The 23,481-nt window shown below is 62.3% G+C and carries 22 protein-coding genes and 1 pseudogene; 5 read left to right on the top strand and 18 right to left on the bottom strand.

The window, feature by feature from the left end:
- The 6 genes and pseudogenes from VGH41_RS13405 to pilM form a co-directional block, all read right to left on the bottom strand.
- Window positions 1–153: pseudogene (locus tag VGH41_RS13405) on the bottom strand (3-dehydroquinate synthase); the annotation flags it as partial.
- A 7-nt stretch (window positions 154–160) separates the two neighbouring features.
- Entirely contained in the window at window positions 161–712 is a 552-nt protein-coding gene (locus VGH41_RS13400; RefSeq protein WP_331597933.1) for a shikimate kinase, read from the bottom strand.
- Window positions 713–807: 95 nt separating this feature from the next.
- Window positions 808–2,415 carry a type IV pilus secretin PilQ gene (gene pilQ, locus VGH41_RS13395; RefSeq protein WP_331597932.1) on the bottom strand — a complete coding sequence of 536 codons (1,608 nt, stop codon included), beginning with the start codon at window positions 2,413–2,415 and terminating at the stop codon, window positions 808–810.
- Window positions 2,415–3,323 carry a hypothetical protein gene (locus VGH41_RS13390; RefSeq protein ID WP_331597930.1) on the bottom strand — a complete coding sequence of 303 codons (909 nt, stop codon included), beginning with the start codon at window positions 3,321–3,323 and terminating at the stop codon, window positions 2,415–2,417. Before VGH41_RS13390 ends, pilQ begins: the two co-directional genes overlap by 1 nt.
- A complete protein-coding gene (locus VGH41_RS13385) occupies window positions 3,320–4,015 on the bottom strand; it encodes a fimbrial assembly protein (RefSeq protein WP_331597929.1) in 696 nt (231 codons plus the stop codon). The genes VGH41_RS13390 and VGH41_RS13385 overlap by 4 nt, the downstream gene beginning before the upstream one ends.
- 5 nt (window positions 4,016–4,020) lie before the next feature.
- A complete protein-coding gene (gene pilM, locus VGH41_RS13380) occupies window positions 4,021–5,001 on the bottom strand; it encodes a pilus assembly protein PilM (protein ID WP_331597928.1) in 981 nt (326 codons plus the stop codon).
- A 270-nt stretch (window positions 5,002–5,271) separates the two neighbouring features.
- On the opposite strand from pilM, the gene VGH41_RS13375 reads away from it, so the two are divergent.
- A complete protein-coding gene (locus VGH41_RS13375; RefSeq protein WP_331597927.1) occupies window positions 5,272–7,689 on the top strand; it encodes a penicillin-binding protein 1A in 2,418 nt (805 codons plus the stop codon).
- 107 nt (window positions 7,690–7,796) lie between these two features.
- On the opposite strand, the gene cyaY is transcribed toward VGH41_RS13375, so the two are convergent.
- Window positions 7,797–8,114, bottom strand: coding sequence for an iron donor protein CyaY (gene cyaY / locus VGH41_RS13370; protein WP_331597926.1), 318 nt, complete (start codon window positions 8,112–8,114; stop codon window positions 7,797–7,799).
- Between the two features lie 35 nt (window positions 8,115–8,149).
- On the opposite strand from cyaY, the gene lptM reads away from it, so the two are divergent.
- Both lptM and lysA read left to right on the top strand, forming a co-directional pair.
- The gene (gene lptM / locus VGH41_RS13365) at window positions 8,150–8,524 is read left to right on the top strand and encodes an LPS translocon maturation chaperone LptM (RefSeq protein WP_331597925.1); all 375 of its coding nucleotides are present in this window, start codon (window positions 8,150–8,152) and stop codon (window positions 8,522–8,524) included.
- Window positions 8,525–8,533: 9 nt separating this feature from the next.
- Complete coding sequence (lysA, locus tag VGH41_RS13360) at window positions 8,534–9,796, top strand: diaminopimelate decarboxylase (RefSeq protein ID WP_331597924.1); 1,263 nt, start codon at window positions 8,534–8,536, stop codon at window positions 9,794–9,796.
- 115 nt (window positions 9,797–9,911) lie between these two features.
- Here the strand turns inward: lysA and msrQ are convergent, their stop codons facing one another.
- The 5 genes from msrQ to VGH41_RS13335 all read right to left on the bottom strand — a co-directional run bounded on the left by msrQ (window position 9,912) and on the right by VGH41_RS13335 (window position 15,996).
- Window positions 9,912–10,607: a protein-methionine-sulfoxide reductase heme-binding subunit MsrQ gene (msrQ, locus tag VGH41_RS13355; protein WP_331597923.1), complete on the bottom strand. Its 696-nt coding sequence runs from the start codon at window positions 10,605–10,607 to the stop codon at window positions 9,912–9,914.
- A 12-nt stretch (window positions 10,608–10,619) separates the two neighbouring features.
- Window positions 10,620–11,615, bottom strand: a complete 996-nt coding sequence (gene msrP, locus VGH41_RS13350) for a protein-methionine-sulfoxide reductase catalytic subunit MsrP (protein ID WP_331597922.1) — start codon at window positions 11,613–11,615, stop codon at window positions 10,620–10,622.
- Between the two features lie 167 nt (window positions 11,616–11,782).
- Window positions 11,783–13,009, bottom strand: coding sequence for a c-type cytochrome biogenesis protein CcsB (ccsB, locus tag VGH41_RS13345; RefSeq protein WP_331597921.1), 1,227 nt, complete (start codon window positions 13,007–13,009; stop codon window positions 11,783–11,785).
- A 4-nt stretch (window positions 13,010–13,013) separates the two neighbouring features.
- On the bottom strand, window positions 13,014–15,215 hold the full coding sequence (locus VGH41_RS13340; RefSeq protein ID WP_331597920.1) for a cytochrome c biogenesis protein ResB: 2,202 nt from the start codon (window positions 15,213–15,215) through the stop codon (window positions 13,014–13,016).
- Between the two features lie 127 nt (window positions 15,216–15,342).
- Entirely contained in the window at window positions 15,343–15,996 is a 654-nt protein-coding gene (locus VGH41_RS13335) for a c-type cytochrome (RefSeq protein ID WP_331597919.1), read from the bottom strand.
- 207 nt (window positions 15,997–16,203) lie between these two features.
- On the opposite strand from VGH41_RS13335, the gene yihA reads away from it, so the two are divergent.
- Together yihA and hemB are read left to right on the top strand one after the other, a co-directional pair.
- Window positions 16,204–16,857 (top strand): ribosome biogenesis GTP-binding protein YihA/YsxC, encoded by a 654-nt coding sequence (gene yihA / locus VGH41_RS13330; protein ID WP_331597918.1) that lies wholly within the window; start codon window positions 16,204–16,206, stop codon window positions 16,855–16,857.
- A 254-nt stretch (window positions 16,858–17,111) separates the two neighbouring features.
- Complete coding sequence (hemB, locus tag VGH41_RS13325) at window positions 17,112–18,110, top strand: porphobilinogen synthase (RefSeq protein WP_331597917.1); 999 nt, start codon at window positions 17,112–17,114, stop codon at window positions 18,108–18,110.
- 92 nt (window positions 18,111–18,202) lie between these two features.
- Here the strand turns inward: hemB and dsbD are convergent, their stop codons facing one another.
- The 6 genes from dsbD to rpsK all read right to left on the bottom strand — a co-directional run bounded on the left by dsbD (window position 18,203) and on the right by rpsK (window position 23,465).
- Complete coding sequence (gene dsbD / locus VGH41_RS13320) at window positions 18,203–20,116, bottom strand: protein-disulfide reductase DsbD (protein WP_331597916.1); 1,914 nt, start codon at window positions 20,114–20,116, stop codon at window positions 18,203–18,205.
- Window positions 20,109–20,441, bottom strand: a complete 333-nt coding sequence (gene cutA, locus VGH41_RS13315; protein ID WP_414696649.1) for a divalent-cation tolerance protein CutA — start codon at window positions 20,439–20,441, stop codon at window positions 20,109–20,111. Before cutA ends, dsbD begins: the two co-directional genes overlap by 8 nt.
- A gap of 164 nt (window positions 20,442–20,605) precedes the next feature.
- Window positions 20,606–20,998 carry a 50S ribosomal protein L17 gene (gene rplQ / locus VGH41_RS13310; protein ID WP_074262693.1) on the bottom strand — a complete coding sequence of 131 codons (393 nt, stop codon included), beginning with the start codon at window positions 20,996–20,998 and terminating at the stop codon, window positions 20,606–20,608.
- A 181-nt stretch (window positions 20,999–21,179) separates the two neighbouring features.
- Window positions 21,180–22,157 (bottom strand): DNA-directed RNA polymerase subunit alpha, encoded by a 978-nt coding sequence (locus VGH41_RS13305; protein WP_028199575.1) that lies wholly within the window; start codon window positions 22,155–22,157, stop codon window positions 21,180–21,182.
- A 124-nt stretch (window positions 22,158–22,281) separates the two neighbouring features.
- Complete coding sequence (gene rpsD, locus VGH41_RS13300) at window positions 22,282–22,905, bottom strand: 30S ribosomal protein S4 (protein WP_331597915.1); 624 nt, start codon at window positions 22,903–22,905, stop codon at window positions 22,282–22,284.
- A 155-nt stretch (window positions 22,906–23,060) separates the two neighbouring features.
- Window positions 23,061–23,465: a 30S ribosomal protein S11 gene (gene rpsK, locus VGH41_RS13295; RefSeq protein WP_006052224.1), complete on the bottom strand. Its 405-nt coding sequence runs from the start codon at window positions 23,463–23,465 to the stop codon at window positions 23,061–23,063.
- Window positions 23,466–23,481 lie beyond the last annotated feature (16 nt).

The raw sequence follows: 23,481 nt of genomic DNA, 5'->3' as shown, positions 1-23,481 counted from the left end.
GTCGCCGTAGAGCGGATCGACGGTGGTATTGGTGACGATAGTGACGGACGAACCGGCGATATGCGGCGCAAACAGCGCCGTTTGACCGATCAGGTCGGTGCCGATATGAATGGGGTAGGCGCGATCGCCCAGTTCGACATTGACGGTAATCATGCTTGCATTATGACGCAGGATGTTTGGCGACGCCGGCCATCTCGAGCTGCATCAGGACCATGTTGACGAGTCCATTGACCGACGGCCGCCCGGTTTCGATGACGAAATGCGCGCATTCGCGATAAAGCGGGTCGCGTACCTCGTAAAGCTGCTCGAGGCGGCCCTTGGGATCTTCGGTCTGCAGCAGCGGACGATTCTTGTCGCGCCGCGTACGCAGCCACAAATCGTGGGGATTGGCGCGCAAATAGACGACGAGGCCGTTATTTTGCAGCGATTCGCGGTTTTCCGGCCGCAGCACGGCCCCCCCGCCCGTGGCCAGAACGATGTCCTGCCGCCCGGTCAGCTCGGCAATGACCTGTGCTTCACGCTCGCGAAAGCCCGCTTCGCCTTCCAGCTCAAAGATGACGGGGATGCGAGCACCGGTGCGGGCCTCGATTTCGTGGTCGGAATCGAAAAACGGACGATCCAGCCGGCGCGCCACCGCGCGGCCCACGGTGGTCTTGCCTGCCCCCATGAGCCCTACAAAAAATACATTGGCGTGTGCGTCCCGCGCTTGCAACGGTGTCCTCTGGCTAATCCGGTATGGTTCGTGCCGCAGCTTACTGGCAAAGCGACTGCCTTGTCGAGCCTGCGGGCCGCGGCTGCGGCAGGCGCTCAATTCGTCTGCACAACGCGCGGCGTGATAAAAACGACCAGCTCGCTGCGCTGGTCACGATGTGCCCGGTGACGAAAAAGTGCGCCCAAAAGGGGTATTTTGCCCAGGAGTGGCACCCGAGTCACATCATCCCGGTCATCCGTGGCGTAGATTCCGCCAATCGACACCGTGCCGCCGTCCTCCACCTCGACGCGCGTCTGCACATGCTTGGTGTTGATGGCCGGCCCCGCCGCGGTCTCTTCGCCGACGCTGTCCTTGGCGATATCGAGGTCCAGCACCACCCGTCCATCCGGCGTAATCTGGGGTTCGACCTCCAGTTTGAGGCTGGCACGGCGAAACTGCACGCCGGAGACGCCCTGGCCGACTTTTGCCTGATACGGCAGCTCGGTGCCCTGCTCGACGACGGCCTTCATCCGGTCGGCCGTCACGACGCGTGGACTGGAGACGATTTGCCCGTGCCCCTCCGCTTCGAGCGCGCTTAGTTCGATATTAAGGAGCCGCGTGGCCTGTGCGGCGAACAGCGTGAGACCGGCCGTGGCTGCATCGAATCCGGACAGAGGCCGAGCCGACAGATCATAAACGGTGCCGTCCTTGCCGCCCGATATCCCCTTGACCGGGCCTCCGTCCCCACCCGCGGCGGCGAGCGAAAGCCGCGCGCCCAGATTGCGCGAAAAACCCTGCTCGCCTTCGACGATGCGCGCTTCGATCAGCACCTGACGCGATGGACGGTCGATCGTCATCAATAGCTCGGCGATCTGCGCGATGCGCGCTTCGAGATCCGTGACGAACAGCAGATTGGTGCGCGGGTCGGCCATCGCGGCGCCACGCTTTGACAACACCCGTTGCGCGCCCGAGCCGGTCAGGAGCCGGCGCACATCCTCAGCGCGTGCGTAATGAAGCTCGAAGCTGCGGCTCGCCAACGGCTCCAGATCCGCTGCCCGGGCATGCGCCTCGAAGCGCTGCCGTTCGCGCGCGGCCAGATCGCTCATGGGTGCGACCCAGATCACGTTGCCGTGCCGTTCCATCGCGAGACCGTTCACGTCGAGCAGCGTGTCGAACGCGGTGCGCCAGGGCACCTTGTCCAGATGCAACGTAACCGTGCCGCGCACGCGCTCGCTGGCGACGATATTCAGCCCGGTGAACTGAGCAAACGCATTGAGCACCGCGCCCAGTTCCGCGCGCAGAAAGTTGAGCGTGATGGGCTTGCCGGGACCTGGACCGTCATCTTCGCTGCGAGTGGCAGACTCGCCGAGACGCTGCGCAGGAGGTAGCGGAACCGGCGGCCCTTCGAGTGCTTCAGGTGGGGCCTCGTCGCGCGGCGCGACACTGCGTAGCGGAGCGAGCGGCGTACCTTCCAGCGCCATGCCGGTGCGGTCGTCGTCATTCGCTGCGCTCGCGGGTTGACGCGCGTCGTCGCCAGATTCATCTCCCGAAAACGGATTCGGGACCTCGGCGGATACATTGCGTGGCCACGGCGGAGCATCGTATGGAGAGACCGCATCGTCGAGAGGCATGGTAGGCGGAAGCGGCGGCACTGATGCGCGCGCCACACCAGCAAAGACACAAAGGCATCCGATCACGCCGCGAATTCGATTTCCCCCGATCATCACGATGCCTCCGCGAATGCGAGCGTGCGCGTGCCGACAGGGTTCGTCAGCGTAATGCTGAGCGTGTCGATTCCGGTGACCGTATCTCCGCCCAGACGCTGCCCTCGCTCCACGGTTGCCGCGCCATCCGCGGTTTCGAGGAGCGCGAGCGCGCGCATGCGATCGCGCAGCAGACCGACCAGTCGCAGCACGGCTGCATCCTCAGCGCCTCCAGCCATTTGCTGCTGCGGGAAAAATGGATCGTAGAACACCACCTCTTCGTCGTCCGCATCCAGATCTTCGTCGACCAGCGGCGTCGGGTTCATCGGAACCGGACGCAACCCATTGAACACATGAAGCGTCGCGCCAACGACGAGGCCGCCCGCACCGCGCTTTACGGTGACGTCCTCGGGCACGACCAGCACCGGCAAGTCGGGCAGTCCGCGCAGGAAGATGATCAGATGCAGGAAGTCCGTTTGCGCGGTGAGATGAATGGGCCGCACCGTATCCATCCCGGCACCGCTGGCATCGCCCGGCGTTAGCGTGAGCAAGGTGACGCCACTGCGGGCCGCCAGCAGCGAGACGACCCGCACATCGTCGGCCGAAGTCCATGGATCCGGCGCGAGGCCAACGGAAGAGGCAGCCGCATGGCGGCGCAACCCCGGCAATTGTGCGAGCGCGCGGTTCGCGTCTGCGACGCGACGCTGCGTTTCAGCGAGCGCGGCACGGCTTGCCTGAGCGCCGCTCAGGTCAGCCGAGATCCACGCATTCGCACCCACGCCGAAGCAAGTCGCCGCAATCAGCACGGCAACCACGAGGCGGCGGCGCCGGCTCCACGCATGGAGCGGCATACGCATCCGGTTTAACCAGTTCATCGTGCGCAACGGAGCCTTCACGCCCCCCGCGCGCGGGGCGAACAGTGTGCTCATCGCGTACCTCGCGCGTCATGGGTTTCACGTGAGCGCGGCGCCGCAGAGGCAGGCACGTGTGCCGTCTTCCGGGCTTTCTCGTTCTTCAGCAGCGGTTCGTCCCAACGTAGTCTGGCCGCGAATTCGACTGGACCACCGCCATTTGCCGACACACCGGGACCCGCGCGCGCTACGGGATGCAGATCCGCCACCTCCGTGCCCTGCACGCCGCGCACCGCACTCAATTGCTTGAGCCAGACGGCCGACGCCACAGGATCCTTCGATGTCGCGAGCAGTTCCGTTTCATGGACGCGCTGCCGCAATTGCTGAAGAACGACGCCGTCCGCCGATACGTGGCTCAAGGTGTCGAGCAGGTCGGTAATGTGCGTCAACGGCTCGGACAAGGCCGCCGCGCGCGCGGCACGTTTGCCGCGCTCTTCCCGCTCATGCTGCAGCCTGGTCTGCTCGGCAAGCGGCGCAGCCAGTTGGGCGAAAGCGTGTTCGGCCGAGATACGCTGTTCGTCAAGTCGCGAACGCTCGAACGACTGCCAGCCAACCACCGTCAACACTAAAGCACAACCGAACAGCGCCGCTCCCAGCCATTCGCCGAAACAGCGTCGCCGCGCACGGCGCGCATCGCGCTGCCGGTAGGGCAACAGATTGAAGCCACCCATCCAGACGCGCCGGCCGCCGGCGCCGATGTGCTGATTCATCCACGTCATTCCATCACCCCGCGCAAGGCAAGGCCGAAGGCAACCGCGCAGGCCGGCTCGCGCAACAGCTCGGCGGACAACGGACTTGCGCAATCTCCAAGCGAGGCGCACTCGAACGGCAACACGCTGCAACCCAGCACATCACCGAAATCCGCCACTGAAAAACCTACACCGTCGAGCAGGCCGAGCTCTCCTCCGAGCAGCACGCAGCCAATTGGTCCGCACTCGGCAAGATCGCGCAACGCGTCGGCGAGATCCGTGTGTTCGGGCGCGGGGTAATGCATTTCACCGTCGACGCTTGCCTCGGCAATGCGCCAGCCGTACACGCCGTCCGCGCCGATCCAGATTGCCGCATAGGGTTCGTGCGGCTCGAGTTCGAGCGCAGCCGCGTAGCGCATTGCGCGCAGCGCCGCGTGCGGCTCGCCGTCGATTGCGCTCAGGCTCACGCCCGCGGCGGCTGCGCACTCGATGCGCGCCTCCAGATACTGCCGGCCGGCCGTCGCAATCGCTATCGACCCCGCGCGGCACGGCGAAGCGTCGACGAACCAGTCGACGGCAAGCGCGTGGCGCTCGATACCGGTAACCCGCTCCGCTTCGCTCAACACGGCGGCTTCGAGCCCCGGCGACACAGAACCTCCAGTTGCCGAGGCCTCGCCTGGCGCGGCAAAACGCGCCAACGGCAAGCTCGACATTGATATGGCTGAAGCGGGCAGCGCCATCGCGCAATGCAACGCACCGGCCGCACAGGCGCGCGGCAAGTCGGCGAAAGCCTCGCGCAGCGCACGCGTGACGGCGCCGCGGTCCACGATCTCCACGCCGGCCATTGCGCTCGCGGCAAGCGGCACCGCCGCCAGATATTCGATGCGCGCAGGACCGCTCGCCCGCAAGCGCTGACTCAATACGACGAGCCTCACCTCCTGCTCACTCACGTCGATTCCCGCAGCAAACCGTCGCACCGACATGAGCAACGAAGTTCTGATCGCCATCCCGCTTCTCCTCAGACATGCTAACTACACGCACTCAACATGAAACTCGCGTCGAAAATTTCGAACACGAGGACTGAGGACAATTGTGCGCAGCGGCACACGTCCGCGATATTCAGCCGAATGGCTAACGTCGTGCGCGCGGCTCCAAATACGCCTTCAAAGCGGCTACAGTTAGGTCATCCCCAGCACGACGAGACGCTCATCCGTAAGCAATACGAAAGCTGATGGGCCCGGGCGGCTATAATCGCGGGACTGTTTTTTGGTGTTCATATGCAATCTTCGTCCCCTACGTCCCCGCCGCCCGCGCCGCCGAAGCGCAAACGTCCGTTGTGGCTGACGCTCGTGCTGGGGCTGCTAGGTTTGATCGTCGCCGCCATTGCGTGTGCCGCCCTCGTGCTCGGCTATGCGCTCGTCGTCGCGACGCCTAATCTGCCATCGCTCGAGGCGCTCACCGACTACCGCCCGAAGGTGCCGCTGCGTATTTACACCGCGGACCATGTGCTGATCGGCGAGTTCGGCGAAGAGCGGCGCGACATCGTGCATATTCAGGACGTGCCCGACAGTCTCAAGAAGGCGGTACTCGCGATTGAAGACGCGCGCTTCTACGATCACGGCGGCGTCGATCTGACGGGTATTGCGCGCGCGGGTTTTGTCGCGCTGACCAATGGTCATGCCACTCAGGGCGCCAGCACGATCACCATGCAGGTCGCGCGCAACTTCTTCCTTTCGAGCGAAAAGACCTACACGCGCAAGGTCTACGAGATGTTGCTCGCATACAAGATTGAATCGAAGCTGTCGAAAGATCAGATTCTCGAGGTCTATATGAATCAGATCTATCTCGGCCAGCGCGCGTATGGCTTTGCGAGCGCCGCACGCGTGTACTTCGGCAAGGACATGAAAGACCTCACGCTCGCGGAGTCAGCCATGCTCGCGGGTCTGCCTAAAGCGCCATCGGCTTATAACCCGGTCGTCAATCCGAAGCGCGCCAAGGTTCGTCAACAGTACATCCTGCAACGCATGCTGGAACTGCACTACATCACTCAGGAACAGTATGACGAAGCGAGCCACCAGCCGCTGGTGGTCAAAGGTTCGGGCAAGGAATTCAGCGTGCACGCGGAGTACGTGGCGGAAATGGTCCGTCAGATGATGTACGCGCAGTACCACGAAGAGGCCTACACGCGCGGGCTTAACGTCGTGACCACGATCGATTCCGCCGATCAGGACGTGGCCTACCGTTCGCTGCGCAAAGGTCTGATGGACTACGAGCGGCGCCACGGTTATCGCGGGCCGGAGGCGTTTATCGAATTGCCGGCGGACGCAGAGGAACGCGAACAGGACATCGACGACGCGTTGCTCGAACATCCCGACAATGGCGAGATCATTGCCGCGGTGGTCACCAGCGCCAGCCCGAAACAGGTGCAGGCAACGCTCGCCGACGGCAACGTTGCGACCTTGCAGGGCGACGGCCTGCGCTTCGCATCGTTCGCGCTCGGCCCGCGGGCGCAACCGAATCAGCGTATCCGTCCGGGCGCGATCATCCGTGTCGTCAAGAGCGATGACGGCAGCTGGTCGATCACGCAGTTGCCGCAAGTCGAGGGTGCCTTCATCTCGGTGGTGCCGCAGGACGGCGCGATCCGCGCGCTGGTAGGCGGCTTCGACTTCAACAAGAACAAGTTCAATCACGTGACCCAGGCGTGGCGTCAGCCGGGTTCGAGCTTCAAGCCGTTTATCTATTCGGCGTCGCTGGAAAAGGGGCTCGGACCGGCCACTGTGATCAACGACGCGCCGCTCTTTTTCACCGCCGCGGAAACCGGTGGTCAGGCGTGGGAGCCTAAGAACTACGGCGGCGGCTTCGACGGTCCCATGACCATGCGCACCGCGCTGCAGAAGTCGAAGAACCTTGTGTCGATCCGCATCCTCAACCAGATCGGTCCCAAATACGCGCAGCAGTACATCACGCGCTTCGGCTTCGATGCGGACCGTCATCCGGCTTATCTGCCGATGGCGCTCGGCGCCGGACTCGTGACGCCGCTGCAGATGGCGGGCGGCTTTTCGGTGTTCGCCAATGGCGGCTACCGGATCAATCCTTATCTGATTGCAGAAGTCACGGACCAGCGTGGCGCGATCGTGGCGCAGGCCAAGCCGCTCGTCGCAGGGCAAAGCGCGCCGCACGCCATCGACGCACGTAACGCCTACGTGATGAACAGCCTGTTGCAAAGCGTCGCACAGCGCGGCACCGGCGCGAAGAGCAACATATTGAAGCGCACGGATCTGGCCGGCAAAACCGGCACGACCAACGACTCGCGTGACGCGTGGTTCGGTGGCTATCAGCACACGCTTACCGCGATTGCGTGGATCGGCTACGACAACCCGCGCAGTCTCGGCGACAAGGAAACCGGTGGCGGTCTCGCGCTGCCGGTGTGGATCGACTACATGGCGAAGGCGCTAAAGGGCGTGCCCGAATACAAAATGCCTATGCCACAAGGTGTCGTCACTTTAGGCGACGAACTGTATTTTGACGACTTCACGCCAGGCAACGGTTTCGTGTCGACGGTAGGCGTGAGTCAGGCGACGCTCGACGCGCAGGCAAGTGAGGCTGCGTCCGGAGAGACCCAGGCGGCGCCCGCGCCGCAGCAGGTCGGAGATCAGGAAAAGCAGGACATCATGAATCTGTTCCGCGGTCATTAGCCGTGGAGGCGGGGGCGCGGCGAACGCTCGTGGTCGCCGTGCCCCCGCGTGGCACCCGTCGCGCGAGCCGCGCGCAGCGCAGCGGATCGCACGACAACGGCACCAGCTTACGGTGCGAAATGAACCGGTTCGCCCGCCTGCTGCGTCGCGTACTCGGACAACGCGGCGAAAAACTCGGTACCGCTGCGGGTGTCACGCCAGGCGTCGTCGGTATACCGGAAGTGGAAACCGCCGGCCTTTGCGGCAATCCAGATTTCGCGCATGGGCGGCTGCAGATTGACGATGATCTTCGTGCCGTTCTCGAATTCGAGCGTCAGAACATTGCCGCTGCGCTCGAATTCGATATCGGCTTGCGTCTCGTCCAGCACGCGTTCAATGGCCGCGAGCGCAGCCTCGGCGCGGGTCAGGTATTCGCTATCGGACATGCTAAACTCCAACGATTATTTATTCAGGGACAGTCATGCGAGTCGTTTCCCGGAAGCGCGCGGCGGCGCCCCGTACAGGCGCCAGGCGCGCCAGGGCGCCCCACGCGATTGTAGCGGCTTTGGTTATTCTCGCAGGTGCCACCCTTGGCGGCTGCGGACAACGCGGAGCCCTCTACTTGCCAACCGTGCCGCCGCTGCCTGCCAAACCCACTGACGAAACCCAGACGCCATCATCTGACGCAGTGAATCCAGATGCTGTGAAACCTGGCAGCGAAGCGAGCACCGGAAACGTTCCCGACACCTCGGGTACGCCGCTCTCGCTCTCGCCGGAAACCGAATTGCGTACCGTCCCAGACGCCGCTGCGTCAGCACCGCAACTGCCCGCTTCCGGCAGCACCCCCGTTCAATAAGACTTTCGCATGACTCGATCCGCATTTGCCTATGTCGACGGCGTATTGCACGCCGAAGGCGTGTCCGCCGTCTCGCTCGCCGAACAGTTCGGCACGCCGCTATACGTTTATTCCCGCGCTGCACTGACGGATGCGTGGCAGGCCTATGCCGGCGCCTGCGCAGGCCGGCGCGCCGTCGTGCACGTGGCTGTCAAGGCAAACAGCAATCTCGCCGTACTCAACGTGTTCGCGCGCCTCGGCGCCGGCTTCGACATCGTGTCGGGCGGCGAACTCGCACGTGTGCTGGCCGCCGGCGGCAAAGCGGAAAATACGGTGTTTTCCGGCGTCGGTAAAAGCGCGGAGGAAATGCGCGAAGCACTCGTTGCCGGCGTCAAATGTTTCAACGTCGAATCCATTCCTGAGCTGGACCGCCTGAACGCGGTCGCCGCTTCGGTCGGCAAACAAGCGCCGGTGTCGCTGCGCGTGAATCCTGATGTCGACGCGAAAACGCATCCGTATATCTCCACCGGCCTCAAGTCGAACAAGTTCGGTGTCGCGTTCGACGAAGCGCGCGCCACGTATCGCGCCGCCGCGGCCATGCCGCATCTCGACGTTGTCGGCATCGATTGTCATATCGGCTCGCAGATCACTGAAGCCGCGCCGTATCTCGACGCGGTAGACAAGCTGCTCGAACTGGTCGACCAGATCGAAGCAGACGGCGTGAAGATCCGGCACATTGACGTGGGCGGCGGTCTCGGCATCACGTACAACGACGAAACACCGCCTGAGATTGGTGACTTTGTACGCACCGTGCTCGACCGCATCGAAACACGCGGTCATGGGCACCGTGAGGTGTATTTCGAGCCGGGGCGCTCGCTGGTCGGCAACGCCGGCATCTTGCTCACGCGCGTCGAATTCCTGAAGCCCGGTGCCGAAAAGAACTTTGCCATCGTCGACGCAGCAATGAACGACCTCGCACGGCCAGCCATGTATGAGGCCTATCACGCGATCGAACCCGTCGTGAAGCGCGACACGCCGGCTCACGTCTACGACGTTGTCGGCCCTGTTTGCGAAAGTGGCGACTGGCTGGGCCGTGAACGGCTGCTGGCTGTCGAGCCGGGTGATCTGCTCGCGCTGCGCTCAGCCGGCGCGTATGGCTTCGTGATGAGCTCCAACTACAACACGCGTCCGCGTGCGGCTGAAGTGATGGTCGACGGTAACAAGGTGCACGTGGTTCGCGAACGCGAACAGGTGAAACAGTTGTTCGCTGGCGAAAACGTTCTGCCGGACTGAAACAGCGGCCTCCCACAGGTTCGACACGCTCCAAACAAAAAGGCGATGCCACCGCGGCATCGCCTTTTTGCTTTACGCGGCACGCTTTGCGCCGAAGCGCGCAAAGCAGCCCGCTCTAACCTGGCTTTGCTCGCAATGCCATCCGTCCGCGCAACCATACGATCAGGCGCCATCCGAGCAGCGCGAGCATGATCGCGCCGTAGAGCTTGGGCAACAGCAGATCGTGCTTGCCGGCCCTCATCCACCAGAAATGCAGGATCGCGAGCACGCCGGCCGCATAGATTGCCCGATGCAGCGTCTGCCAGCGGCGCCCCAGCTTGCGCACCATCGCGCGCGGCGAGGTCGCGGCGAGTGCGATCAGCAGCACGAATGCCGCGAAGCCGACCATGATGAACGGACGCTTGCCGATATCCTTCAGGATCGCCGTGACATCGAACCATTTGTCGAACCACAGATAGGTCGTGAAATGCAGCGTAGCGTAGAAGAATGCGTATAGGCCGAGCATGCGCCGAAAACGCACCAGGACGCTTATGCCGGTCAGGCGGCGCAACGGCGTCACCGCTAGCGTGATGCAAAGGAAGACGAGCGTCCACAACCCGGTCGAACGCGTGATGAATTCGATCGGGTTGGCACCCAGGCGATCCGTCACACCGAAGAACACCATGCGCACGAGCGGATACCATGCCGCCACGAACACCGCGATTTTCGCGGGCACCACCCAACGCGGGCCGGTTGCGGCAGGACGCTTCGCCGCCGCGGACGGATTGCGTCGCGCGCCGGCGTCGGACACGGTTTGCGTTTCAGAGGGCATCGCCGCTCCCGCCTAGAAGTTCTTCTTCAGGTCCATGCCCTGATAGAGGGACGCGACCTGATCGCCGTAGCCGTTGAACATCAGCGTCTTACGCTTTGGCTGAAAAAAGCCGTCTTCGCCGATACGACGTTCCGTCGCCTGGCTCCAGCGCGGATGATCGACGTTCGGGTTCACGTTCGAAAAAAAGCCGTACTCGTTCGAGGCATACGTGTTCCAGCTGGTGGGCGGCTGCTTCTCGACAAAACGGATTTTCACCAGCGACTTCGCGCTCTTGAAGCCGTACTTCCACGGCAGGATGACACGAATCGGCGCGCCGTTCTGGTTCGGCAACACCTGCCCGTAGAGCCCCACGGTCAGCAATGTGAGCGGGTTCATCGCTTCGTCCATCCGCAGCCCTTCGGAATACGGCCAGTCGAGAATCGGCTGCGACAGCCCGGGCATCTGCGACGGGTCGGCCAGCGTGATGAACTGCACGTATTTCGCATTGCCGGTCGGTTGCGCGCGCTTGATGAGCTCGGACAGGGAAAAGCCGATCCACGGCATCACCATCGACCAGCCCTCGACACACCGGTGCCGATAGACGCGTTCTTCGAGCGGCGCGAGTTTCAGCAGATCGTCGATGTCGTAGACCTTTGCATTCTTCACCTCGCCCTCCACGCTCACGCGCCAGGGATGCGGCCGTAAGGTCCCGGCGTTCTGCGCGGGATCGCTCTTGTCGGTGCCGAACTCGTAGAAGTTGTTGTAGGTCGTAATGTCCTTGAAAGACGTGACCTTATCCGTCGCGACGAACTTCGGATTGGTCTTTGCCGCCAGCTTCTGCCCCTTCGCGTCCGGCGCAGAATACTCGGCGTGCGCCTCCCCGCCGACACCCATCAGGCTGCCCAACGCCGCCGCGCCGACGGCCTGCAGCACGCGCCGCCGGTTCTGATACACGTGTTGCGGCGTGATTTCGCTGCGCGCGATATCGTCGCCGTGCAGCGCAATCCTCTCGGTACGTTTGATCCACATCGTCCAACTCCTGCGTGGCCCCGCGGGGCACGTTGATGATCGTTCGACCCGTCATCCATAGGTACTGTTCTGACGAACACCCCGGATGTACAGATATTCCCGTTGCAATGAAAAAACCGCCGGTGCAAAGCACCCGGCGGTTTTTAGTCGATTCAGAACGGCAGATATTACAGCTTGCCGTAGCTGTGCAGCCCGGACAGGAACATATTGACGCCGAGGAAAGCGAAGGTCGTGACGAGCAGGCCCGTCAGCGCCCACCAGGCGGCGACCGCGCCGCGCAGGCCCTTCATGAGCCGCATATGCAGCCAGGCCGCATAGTTCAGCCAGACGATTAGCGCCCACGTTTCCTTCGGGTCCCAGCTCCAGTAGCCGCCCCACGCCTGAGCGGCCCACAGTGCGCCGAGGATCGTCGCAATCGTGAAAAACGCGAAACCGACCGCAATCGACTTGTACATCAGGTCGTCCAGCACTTCGAGCGGCGGCAGACGGTCCGCCAGCACGCCCCGCTCCTTCACCAGATACGCGACACCGACCATTGCCGACAACGCAAAGCTGCCATAGCCGATGAAGTTCGCCGGCACGTGGATCTTCATCCACCAGCTCTGCAGCGCCGGAACGAGCGGCTGGATCTGCTGCGCGTCACGCGAGATCGAATACCACATCAGGAAACCGACGGCGGCGCTGATCACCAGCAACACGAACGCGCCCAACGCGCGGGTGTTGTAGTGCTGCTCGTAGTACAGGTAAAAAAGCGACGTAATCAGACAAAACAGCACGAATACTTCATACAGGTTCGAGATGGGGATATGCCCCACGTCCGCGCCGATCAGGTACGACTCGTACCAGCGGACCATCAGACCGACGAAGCCCATCAACACGGCAGCCCACGTCATCTTCGAGCCGATTGCGCCGCCGGTGGGCGAACGCGAGATCAGGCCGATCCAGTAGAACAGCGTGGCCAGCACGAACAGCGAGCTCATCCACAAAATGGCGGACTGGCTCGAGAGGAAATACTTGAGGAAAAACGCGCTGTCCGCTCGCGTCAGGTCGCCGTGGTAGATCTGGATCGCAAACAGCGACAGCAGCGCGATGCCCGCGATCAACAGCCGCACCGGCTTCCAGCGCCAGCCCAGCGTGACGAACACCGGCACCGCGCACACCAGCACCAGTTTGTCGTAGTAGTTCATGAACGGGTGATAGCGCCACAGCGCGAAACCCGCGCCTGCAACCATCGCCAGTGCAAACAGCCAGTCGAATGCGCCGAGGCGCTTCAGGAACGAACGCTCGTCAAGCAGCGCGGCATGTCGCACCGCGGCCTGCGCCTGACTGGCTGACGCATTCCTGGCCGGTGCGTTGCCGCGAGAAGGAGAGGAGGAAACCTGAGTCAAGTCCATGATCTTACCGGGTCGAATCTTGTGAGCCTGCGGACTGTGCACCGGCGGTGCCGTGGTCTGCTGCGTCATTGGGAGGGGCACCCAGTGCGGCGCCGACGGCGTCCCGCGTTTGCGCGAACTCTTTGTCGAAGTCGAGGGTTTTGCGTGCACTCGACATCGCCATCACGACGTTCGTGCCGTGATCGGTATCTTTGATCCAGAACCAGAGACGCCGTTCGCGGACGTAGAACATCGAGAAGATGCCCAATACGAGGAGCAGGCTGCCAAGATACACGACTTTTTTGCCTGGCGCGCGCGTCAACTGAAATACCGAAGCTTGCACCTGCTTGAATGAGTCGAGGCCCAGGTAGACCGGCGAACCATACAAAAAGCTGTCGGATAACGCGTTGATCGAGCTCTGGATAAACTGGCTGGTCTCCGGCGATGCCGTCGCGTCGGGCTCGCCGGTCTGTTCGCGGGACAACTGCCAGAGGTCCCATGTCGCTCCTTCCAGCATGCGCAACAGCAGCGACGCGGCCTTTTCCTGCTCCGGCTTTGGCACCGAGCGGTCGATAAATGCCGCGATGGCCTGGAAGCCGCCAATCGGCTTGCCGTCCTGCAGGATACCGAGGCCGTTGTCTGCGCCCGCAAACAGGGTCAGCACGCGTAGCGCGCTTTCTTCGAGATGCTGCTGCAGATCCCCGTTGGAAGCCGGCACCGAGCGTTGCGCGAAACGGTGCGCCGCAGCCGCCCGCTGAGCCGGATTTTCAAGCGCGGCGCGCAGGTTCATCCATTCCTTGACGGTGCCGCCGGCGTCGGCCGGGATGCGCAGATAGCGGAACGGATCGTCCGGATTGACCCGCACGCCCGCGAGGAACATGCGCTCGCCGCCCACGTCGACGGGCAGCATGTAGTTGTTGTACTCGCGCGCCTGGCCGTCCTTGTCGCGCACCTTGTACTGCACCGACGGCCCGACGTTATGCAGATCCAGCGGTTTCGAGGTCTTGGCGCCGGAGCCGAGGCGTTCGTCGAACGCCTGCTTGAGCGTTTGATGCGCAACGCCGCGCACGTCAGTCGCCCCGCTGCCGTTCGAAATGTTTTCGACGTTGATGGCGCGGAAATCCGCAAATTCAATGGTCTGGCCGCTCGCGCCCGGCACCGCGTTGCCCAACGGCGTGGAGTTGCCGATCGTGCCACCGAACGGCGTGGCTTTCGCGCTGTCGCCCGTCATGGGGTAGGCGGTCATCTGCATTTGCGAGCCGCCGTCCTGGAAGCTGGACTGGTAAATCGACACGCCGTCGTATTCGAACGGCTCGTTCACTTCGACTCGCGCCGGAATCCGCGCGCCGGTCTTGTGGTCGATCACGACGATGTCGCTCGCAAACAGCTTCGGCATACCGGTCGAGTAGTAATCGACGATGAACTTGTTCAGCTGGATGGAGAACGGCAGGTCCTGAATCAGCGAGCCGCTCGGCTGGTTCAGGATAGCCGTCGAGACATGCTCGCCCTCGGGCACCCACGCATAGCCGCGGAAGGTCGGATTCGACTGCGACAGACGGTGTTCGGGCGCAATGTCGTTGATCACCGTGTTGCCGTTGAGCGGCGACTTGTTGAACATCCACATCTGCAGCTTGATAGGCAGATTGCTGTCGAGCAGGCCGCCCAGGCAGATGATGACGATCGCAAGGTGTGCCGAGATATAGCCCAGCTTCGTCAGCGCGCCGCGTTTGGCGGCGATCAGCGTCGAGCCCTCCGACTCGCGCGTCACGAACTTGTAGCCGAGCCGCCCGGACAGTTTCGCCAGCAACGCGGCGGTTTCTGCGCGGGTGCCCTGCACCGCGAACTCGCCCTTGTGATGAAACGCGCGCAGGCTGGCTTCGCGGACCTTGTCCTTCCAGCTCTTCATATCCGCGATCATCTTCGGCGCATTGCGGATCACGCACAGCGAGACCGACACCATCAGAAAGCCGAGGATCAGCATGAACCACCACGCGCTGTACACCGTGTACAGGCTCAGCGAGCGGAAGATATCCGCCCAGAAGGGGCCGAACTGATTGACGTAGTTGGGATACGGGTCGTCCTGCGTAAGCACGGTGCCGATGATGCTCGCGATGGCCAGGACCACCAGCAGCGAGATCGCGAACCGCATCGAACTCAGCAGTTCGACGGCTTGACGCACACTTCGCTGCCTCGACTTCACTTCCATACCCGACGTGGTGACGCTCATTCACACTCCGACTGAACAGCAAAAAAGGGTGCCGGGCTGTCGTTGACGCACTAAGCGGACGCAGCCCTCACCCTTTTCTTGTTTTGCGCCGGCCTCATTGAACCGGTTGCACTTGCGTGCGAGCTCCTTAATGCAAGCCCGCGATGTAATCGGCCACCGCTTTGATCTCGCTGTCCGACAGTCGCGACGCAATGGTATGCATCGCTTCGTTGTTGTTGCGCGCGCCCGGGCCCTGGGTGAACGCATTGAGCTGCGCGACCGTGTATTCAGCCCACTGCCCGGACAGGCGCGGATACTGCACGGGGATGCCCTGCCCCGTTGGGCCATGGCAACTCGCGCACGCGGGCACGGCCTTTTCGGCCATGCCGCCGCGATAGATCTTTTGCCCCAGGGGCACTGTGTTCTTGTTGTGAGCGTAGCCGGGCTTGGGGGTCTGCGCCGCGAAATACGCGGCTACATTGACCATGTCCTGATCGGACAGCGCCGCGGCCATACCTGCCATGATCGCATTATTGCGCGCGGGTTGCTTTGCCCCGGGCTGCGTTTTGAAATCCATCAATTGCTTGACGAGATATTCGGGGTGCTGGCCTGCCAGCTTCGGATATGCGCCGCCTGCACTGTTGCCGTCGGCACCGTGACACGACGCGCAAACCTGCGTCGCAATGGCCTGCCCCCGATTGACGTCCGGTTTGACCGGATCTGCTGCTCGCGCCTGAACTGCCAAACCTGAAAGACCTGCCGCTACCTGGAACACCATCAGAGCTTTGCACAGTCGATTCATTCGCACACCCTGTTTCGTCTTGTGGGAATTAGAGGTTTTGCAAAATACGACGGCGACCGATTTACCGCGAAAGGTGCGCGCGCTGGCCCCCTCAGGTTTTCAGTAAACCATCGTATTGTACAATAACTCGCTAATCGCTTAGGCGCCAGTCGGGCTTGACCCGTCCCCAATCCGGGTTCCCCGGCGTCTCACATCCTGGTCTTCTCCATGTCCTTCCTGCTCCACCAAGCCCGCTTTTTCACGACCGTCAATCATCTACGTGATTTGCCGGCCACCTCGCAACCCGAAATCGCGTTTGCGGGACGCTCGAATGCGGGTAAGTCGACGGCCATCAACCTGTTGTGCAATCAGAAACGCCTCGCCTTCGCCAGTAAGACGCCAGGACGCACGCAGCACATCAATTATTTCTCGGTGGGGCCTGCCGCGGAGCCGGTCGCGCATCTGGTCGACCTGCCCGGCTATGGCTATGCGGAAGTGCCAGGCGCGGCCAAGGCGCACTGGGAAGCGCTGTTGTCGAGCTATCTGCAATCACGCTCGCAATTGCGCGGCATGATCCTGATGATGGATTCGCGCCGTCCGCTGACGCCGCTGGACCGTTTGATGGTTGAGTGGTTCGCGCCAACCGGCAAGCCGATCCACACGTTGCTGACGAAGTGCGACAAATTGACGCGCCAGGAAAGCGTCAATACCCTGCGCGAAACCCAGAAGGGCCTGGCTGAATATCGCGCCGCGGGCTATCAGGGCGAATTGACCGTGCAGCTCTTTTCGGCGCTGAAGCGGGTCGGTCTGGACGAGGCACACGAGCTGATCGAAAGCTGGCTCATTCCCGACTCCCCGGACGACACGGCCGCTGCCGAGTGACTTTCGGGCGGATTTCAGGCCGTCCATGCCCTATTTCGCGCGCCCATAAAAAAACCCGCCGCTACTGACGGCGGGCCAAACAGCCTAATCGAAAAAACGACAGGCACCCGCTCAGGGAGGAGAAGCGGGGAGGTCAGCGCATGGCGCCTTGCTCGATCGGTATGATATACCATTGTCTCGAAAAGTTTCCGGCAGGCGGATGCAGGCGTTTGCGTCATCTCCACCTCATCTCCCCCATTTCCAAGACATTCGATATGAGCTTCTACCCACATTACCGTCCGCGCCGCATGCGCCGTGACGACTTCTCGCGCCGTCTGATGCGGGAAAACATCCTCACTACCAACGACCTGATCTACCCCGTGTTCGTCGTCGAAGGCACCAACGTGCGGCAAGCTGTGCCGTCCATGCCGGGTGTCGAGCGCGTCTCAGTCGATCTGTTGATGGGTGTGGCCGAGCAATGCGTCGAACTCGGCGTGCCGGTGATCTCGCTGTTCCCGGCGATCGAGCCGTCGCTGAAAACGCCGGACGGCCGTGAGGCCACGAACGCCGCCGGACTGATTCCGCGCGCTGTTCGCGAGCTGAAAAAGCGCTTTCCGGAGCTGGGCGTGCTCACCGACGTCGCGCTCGATCCGTACACCAGCCACGGCCAGGACGGCGTGCTCGACGAAGCCGGCTACGTGATCAACGACGAGACCGTCGAGATTCTGGTCGAACAGGCACGCGCGCAAGCCGAAGCGGGCGTGGACATCGTCGCGCCGTCGGACATGATGGACGGGCGCATTGGCGCGATCCGCGAGATGCTCGAGAGCGAGAATTACATCCACACGCGTATCATGGCGTATGCAGCCAAGTTCGCCTCGGCGTTCTACGGTCCCTTCCGCGACGCTGTCGGTTCTGCGACGAACCTCGGCAAGAGCAACAAGATGACCTACCAGATGGACCCGGCGAATTCCGATGAAGCGTTGCGTGAAGTGCGCGCGGACATCGAAGAAGGCGCGGACATGGTGATGGTCAAGCCGGGCATGCCTTACCTCGACATCGTGCGCCGGGTGAAGGACGAGTTCCGTTTTCCGACCTACGTGTATCAGGTGAGCGGCGAGTACGCGATGCTGAAGGCCGCGGCACAGAACGGCTGGCTGGATCACGACAAGGTGATGATGGAATCGCTACTGGCGTTCAAGCGGGCAGGCGCCGATGGCGTGCTGACGTACTTCGCGCTGGATGCTGCGCGGATTTTGCGCGCGCAGAAATAAGGGGGCTTTGCAGAGCGCCTGCGCGTGCAGGCATCTCTACTCTGAACGAATGCAGACGGAGGCACGGGCAACCCTGCCTCCGTTTTCTTTTGCTAGGACTGCGGCGGCGCGGCGAGGCGGTCCAGACTGTGCAGGAACGTGTCGGCCGACTCGTAGCCCACCACGCGCAGCACTTCGGCACCGTTGTGATCGAAGAAGATGATGCCGGGCGGTCCGAACAGCTTGAAACGCTTCAGCAGCGCCTGGTCGTCCGGGTTATTGGCCGTCACGTCGGCGCGTAGCAGGTTGAGCTGTTGCAAGCGTGAGTGCACGCGCGGGTCGCTGAAGGTGAATTTCTCCATTTCCTTGCAACTCACGCACCAATCCGCATAGAAATCGAGCATCGCGGGTTGGGCGGCGGTTTTGACCGCTTCATCGAGTTGCGCCGAGGAGCGCACCGGCGCGAAAGTCAGATCGGTTGTTGGCGAGACGGCCGCCGCCTTGCTGCCAGGAACACCAGCCGTTTCCGTTGCGCCGCCACGTGACGCCAGCACGGCGAGCGGCTTCAGCGGATCAGATGAGCCCGCTGCCAGCCCGACGAGCAAAACCGCGGCCCAGATGGTGAATGCCGCACCCAGGCCGCGCCCGAGCCGACGCCACAATGAGCTACCGGCGGCAAGCGGCGAGAACATTCCCAAAGCGACTGCGGCAACCAGCAGCCAGAGCACGCTCAGCAGCATCTGCGCGGCCCCGCCAAGCACCGGCCAGACGATCCACAACGCGGCCGCAAGCAATACCACACCGAAGAACACCTTCACGCCGTCCATCCACGCACCGGCGCGCGGCAGTAAGGTCCCCGCGCCCAAGCCGATGATCAGCAGAGGCACGCCGAGGCCAATGCCCATCGAAAATAACGCGGCCCCGCCGAGCACCGCGTTGCCGGTATGCGCAATGAACGCCAGCACGGCGAATAGCGGCGCCGTCATGCACGCCCCGACCACCAGTGCGGATAGCGCGCCCATCGCCGCCACCGCCACGAATTTGCCCCCGGAGCGGCCTTGCGAGGCGCGCGAGGCGCCGTCCTGCCAGCGCTGCGGCAACGCGATGTCGTAGCCGGCGATCAAGGTGATAGCGAACACGGTCAGCAACACGCCAAAGGCGCCGAGCACCCACGGGTTCTGCAACCACGCGCCGAGGCTCTGCCCAACCAGCGCAGCGGCAATGCCCAACGCCGTATAGACGAGTGCCATGCCAACGACATAGGCGAGCGACAGCGCAAAACCACGCGCGCGTGTCACGCGCGCCCCTTCTCCGATGATGATCGCCGACAAGATAGGGATCATCGGATATGAACACGGCAGCAGGCTCAACACAGCGCCGGCGACGAAAAAGAGCGCGATGATGGTGAGAAAACTGCCGCCTTGCAGGAGCGACTGCGCGTAGTCCGCACTGGTTGTGCGCTCGTACCAGGACGATGGGTTCGCGCCAACACCGGGCGTCGCTTGCGTGATCCCGGCGGATTTCCCGCTGGCGTTGGCGGCCGGACTGGCGTTGGCCGCCTGCAGCGCGGCGCCTTCCACGTGATACACACGCTCCATGGGCGGGTAGCAGATTCCCGCGTCCGCGCAGCCTTGCGACGTCACCGCGAGGTCGAACGGGCCGGCGGCCTGCTTGACCGGAATATGGATGGTCAACTCGTTGCGATACGTCTCCACGTTCTTCGCAAAGGTCTGATCGAACTTGACGTGACCGGCCGGCAACTGCGGGTCTCCCAGCGTCACGGTCCCGTTGCGGGTCGCGAAGGCGAACCGCTCACGATACATGTAGTAGCCATCGGCGATCTTGTAATGCACCACGACTTCGCCGGGCTGCTCGGTCGCGCTGAACTTGAAGGCGACGGCCGGATCCAGAAAATCATCCGCCGCGCGCGCCATGCCTGCGGAGAACGCCATCACCAGCAAGCAGGAAACAAGAAGGACGACAGCGCGCAACGTATCGCGCCCGTTTCGGTGGAGACGGTTAAACATGAACAGGTCGTTGAGTTTCAGCGATGAGCCACTGGCCATAGGACGCCGAGGCCGTGGCGTGCCAGGAGAGGATTTCTGGCGTGTCGTACGGGTGATGCTTCTGGATGAACTGCTCGAGTTCCTGGGCACGTGCGACGCTTGTTTTGAAGAGCAGCTGGATCTCGTCGGCCGATTCGAGCTTGCCTTGCCAGTGATAGGTGGAATGCACCGTCGCCTGTTGGCTGACACAGGCGGCAAGACGGGCATCCAGGGCCTGCGCCGCGAGCTTCTGCGCCGTGACCGCATCGGGCACCGTGGTCAGAATCAAGGTCACGTTCACGCTCACAGCCGGCTCCGACAGGGTAGAAAAGACGTGCCGCTATCGTATCACCTGGCCAGACGTGCCGCTGACGGCGGCCGCGGGCAGACTGGTCTACCAAGGCATGCGGTTTGCCGCCGCAAACAAAAAAGCCAGGCAATCTGCCTGGCCTTTTTGCCTGCACAGGAAGCTTATTCAGCTTCTTGCACTTCCACTTCTTCGACTTCCGGACGGTCCATCAATTCGACCAGCGCCATCGGTGCGTTGTCGCCGACGCGGAAACCGAACTTCAGGATACGCAGGTAGCCACCCGGACGGTTTGCGAAGCGCGGGCCCAGCACGTCGAACAGCTTCGAGACCGAATCGCGATCGCGCAGGCGGTTGAACGCCAGACGACGATTTGCCAGCGACGGCTTCTTGCCGAGCGTGATCAGCGGCTCGACAACTTTACGGAGTTCCTTCGCCTTCGGCAGCGTCGTCTTGATGACTTCGTGCTCGATCAGCGAGTTGGACATGTTACGGAGCATTGCCAGACGGTGGCTGCTCGTGCGGTTCAGTTTCCGCAGACCATGACGGTGACGCATTTCAATTCCTTCGATTCAAAGTTTTGGTCCAGCTCTTCTATCGCGCTCGTCTCACCATTAGGTTTGCGAGTGCACGGGCCGGTAGTGAAAAAGGCAAGACGCGGATTTTAAAGGAAAATCCGCGTCCACGCCAGTCGTGCAGCGGTGACTTTGGTCCGGTTAAGGACCTGGCCGCCCGCTATTACTTATCCAGCCCAGCCGGCGGCCAGTTTTCGAGCTTCATGCCGAGCGTCAGACCACGCGACGCCAGGACTTCCTTGATTTCGTTCAACGACTTGCGGCCCAGGTTCGGCGTCTTCAGCAGTTCGTTTTCCGTGCGCTGGATCAGATCGCCGATGTAGTAAATGTTCTCGGCCTTCAGGCAGTTCGCGGAACGAACCGTGAGTTCGAGATCATCCACCGGACGCAGCAGGATCGGGTCGATCTGCGGCGCGCGCGACGGCGCTTCTGCGGTTGCTTCCGTGCCTTCCAGAGCAGCGAACACCGACAGCTGATCAACCAGAATGCGCGCCGATTGACGGATCGCTTCTTCCGGGGAAATCACACCATTGGTTTCGATGTTCATCACGAGCTTGTCGAGGTCGGTACGCTGTTCGACACGCGCGCTTTCCACTGCATAGCTGACGCGGCGAACCGGCGAGAACGACGCGTCCAGCACGATACGGCCGATGATCTTGGCCGACTCTTCGCCGTAACGACGCACGTTGCCCGGCACATAACCGCGGCCCTTTTCGACCTTGATCTGCACGTCGAGCTTGCCGCCCTTCGACAAATGCGCAATCACGTGATCCGGATTGATCACCTCGCAATCGTGCGCGAGTTCGATGTCGCCGGCGGTGACAACGCCTTCACCTTCCTTGCGCAGCGTAACCGTCACTTCATCACGGTTATGCAGCTTGAACACCACGCCCTTGAGGTTCAACAACAGGTTGACTACGTCCTCTTGCACACCGTCGAGCGTCGAATACTCGTGAACGACGCCTGCGATCGTCACTTCGGTCGGCGCGTAGCCCACCATGGACGACAGCAGCACGCGCCGAAGCGCGTTACCCAAGGTGTGGCCGTAACCGCGTTCAAACGGTTCCATGACCACTTTCGCGTGGCTCTCACCAAGCGATTCAACTGCGATGATCTTGGGCTTCAACAAACTGGTTTGCATAGGTTTTCCTTTTCAATACCCTCGGCTCGTTACACCGATAAGGCTGACCGGTAACAACCTGAAAATAAACAGCCGAGGCGCCCCCTTGCACGACGCAATCAGGGTACCCCGGCCGTTAATCCGATTACCGCGAATACAATTCGACGATCAGGCTTTCGTTGATATCGCCAGCGATGTCGCTGCGTTCCGGCTTTTGCTTGAACGTGCCTTCGAATTTCTTCGAATCGACAGCGACCCAGCTCGGCAGACCGCCTTGCTCAGCCAGCGACAGCGCTTCGAGAATACGCGCCTGCTTCTTCGCCTGTTCGCGCACCGAAACCACGTCGCCAGCCTTCACCTGCATCGACGGGATGTTCGACACAACGCCGTTCACCGTGATCGCCTTGTGGCTCACGAGCTGACGCGCTTCAGCGCGCGTCGAACCGAAACCCATGCGATACACGACGTTGTCGAGACGCGACTCGAGCAATTGCAGCAGGTTTTCACCCGTGTTGCCCTTGAGGCGGTCGGCTTCAGCGAAGTAACGGCGGAACTGACGCTCGAGCACACCGTAGATGCGCTTCACTTTTTGCTTTTCGCGCAGCTGCGTGCCGTAGTCGGACGTACGGGCACCCGAAGTGCGGCCATGCTGGCCGGGCTTGCTGTCAAGCTTGCACTTGTCAGCCAGCGAACGACGGGCGCTCTTCAGGAAGAGGTCAGTGCCTTCACGGCGGGACAGCTTGGCCTTAGGGCCGATATAACGTGCCACGTTGATTCCTTCTATGATTGATCACGCGAACTTGCGTTCACGCTAGTCCGAACCCTTTGGGTCGAACGGTGGGCTTAGTCAATTCAATAACGCAAGCAGCCCGTCGTCGCCGGTATGCAGACCCGGCGGCGGCAGGCGCAAGCGAAACAAGCGTCTTAGATGCGACGACGCTTCGGCGGACGGCAGCCGTTGTGCGGTACCGGCGTCACGTCGGAGATCGCGGTGATCTTGATGCCAAGACCATGCAACGCGCGCACCGCGGACTCACGGCCCGGGCCAGGGCCCTTGATCCGCACTTCGAGGTTCTTCACGCCGTATTCCATCGCCACGCGGCCAGCCGATTCGGCTGCCACCTGGGCTGCAAACGGGGTCGATTTACGCGAACCCTTGAAACCCTGACCGCCCGACGTTGCCCAGGCAAGTGCATTGCCTTGACGATCGGTGATCGTGATGATGGTGTTGTTGAACGACGCGTGAACGTGAACCACGCCCTCGGCGACGTTCTTCTTGACCTTCTTGCGAACGCGTTGCGCCGCGGAGTTGTTCGAAGCCTTAGCCATTACGTTTTCCTGTAAC

The organism is Paraburkholderia sp. (assembly GCF_036488795.1).
Taxonomy (GTDB): Bacteria; Pseudomonadota; Gammaproteobacteria; order Burkholderiales; family Burkholderiaceae; genus Paraburkholderia.
Note: the sequence above shows the minus strand (reverse complement) of the source record. Positions and strands in the feature narration are given on the sequence as shown.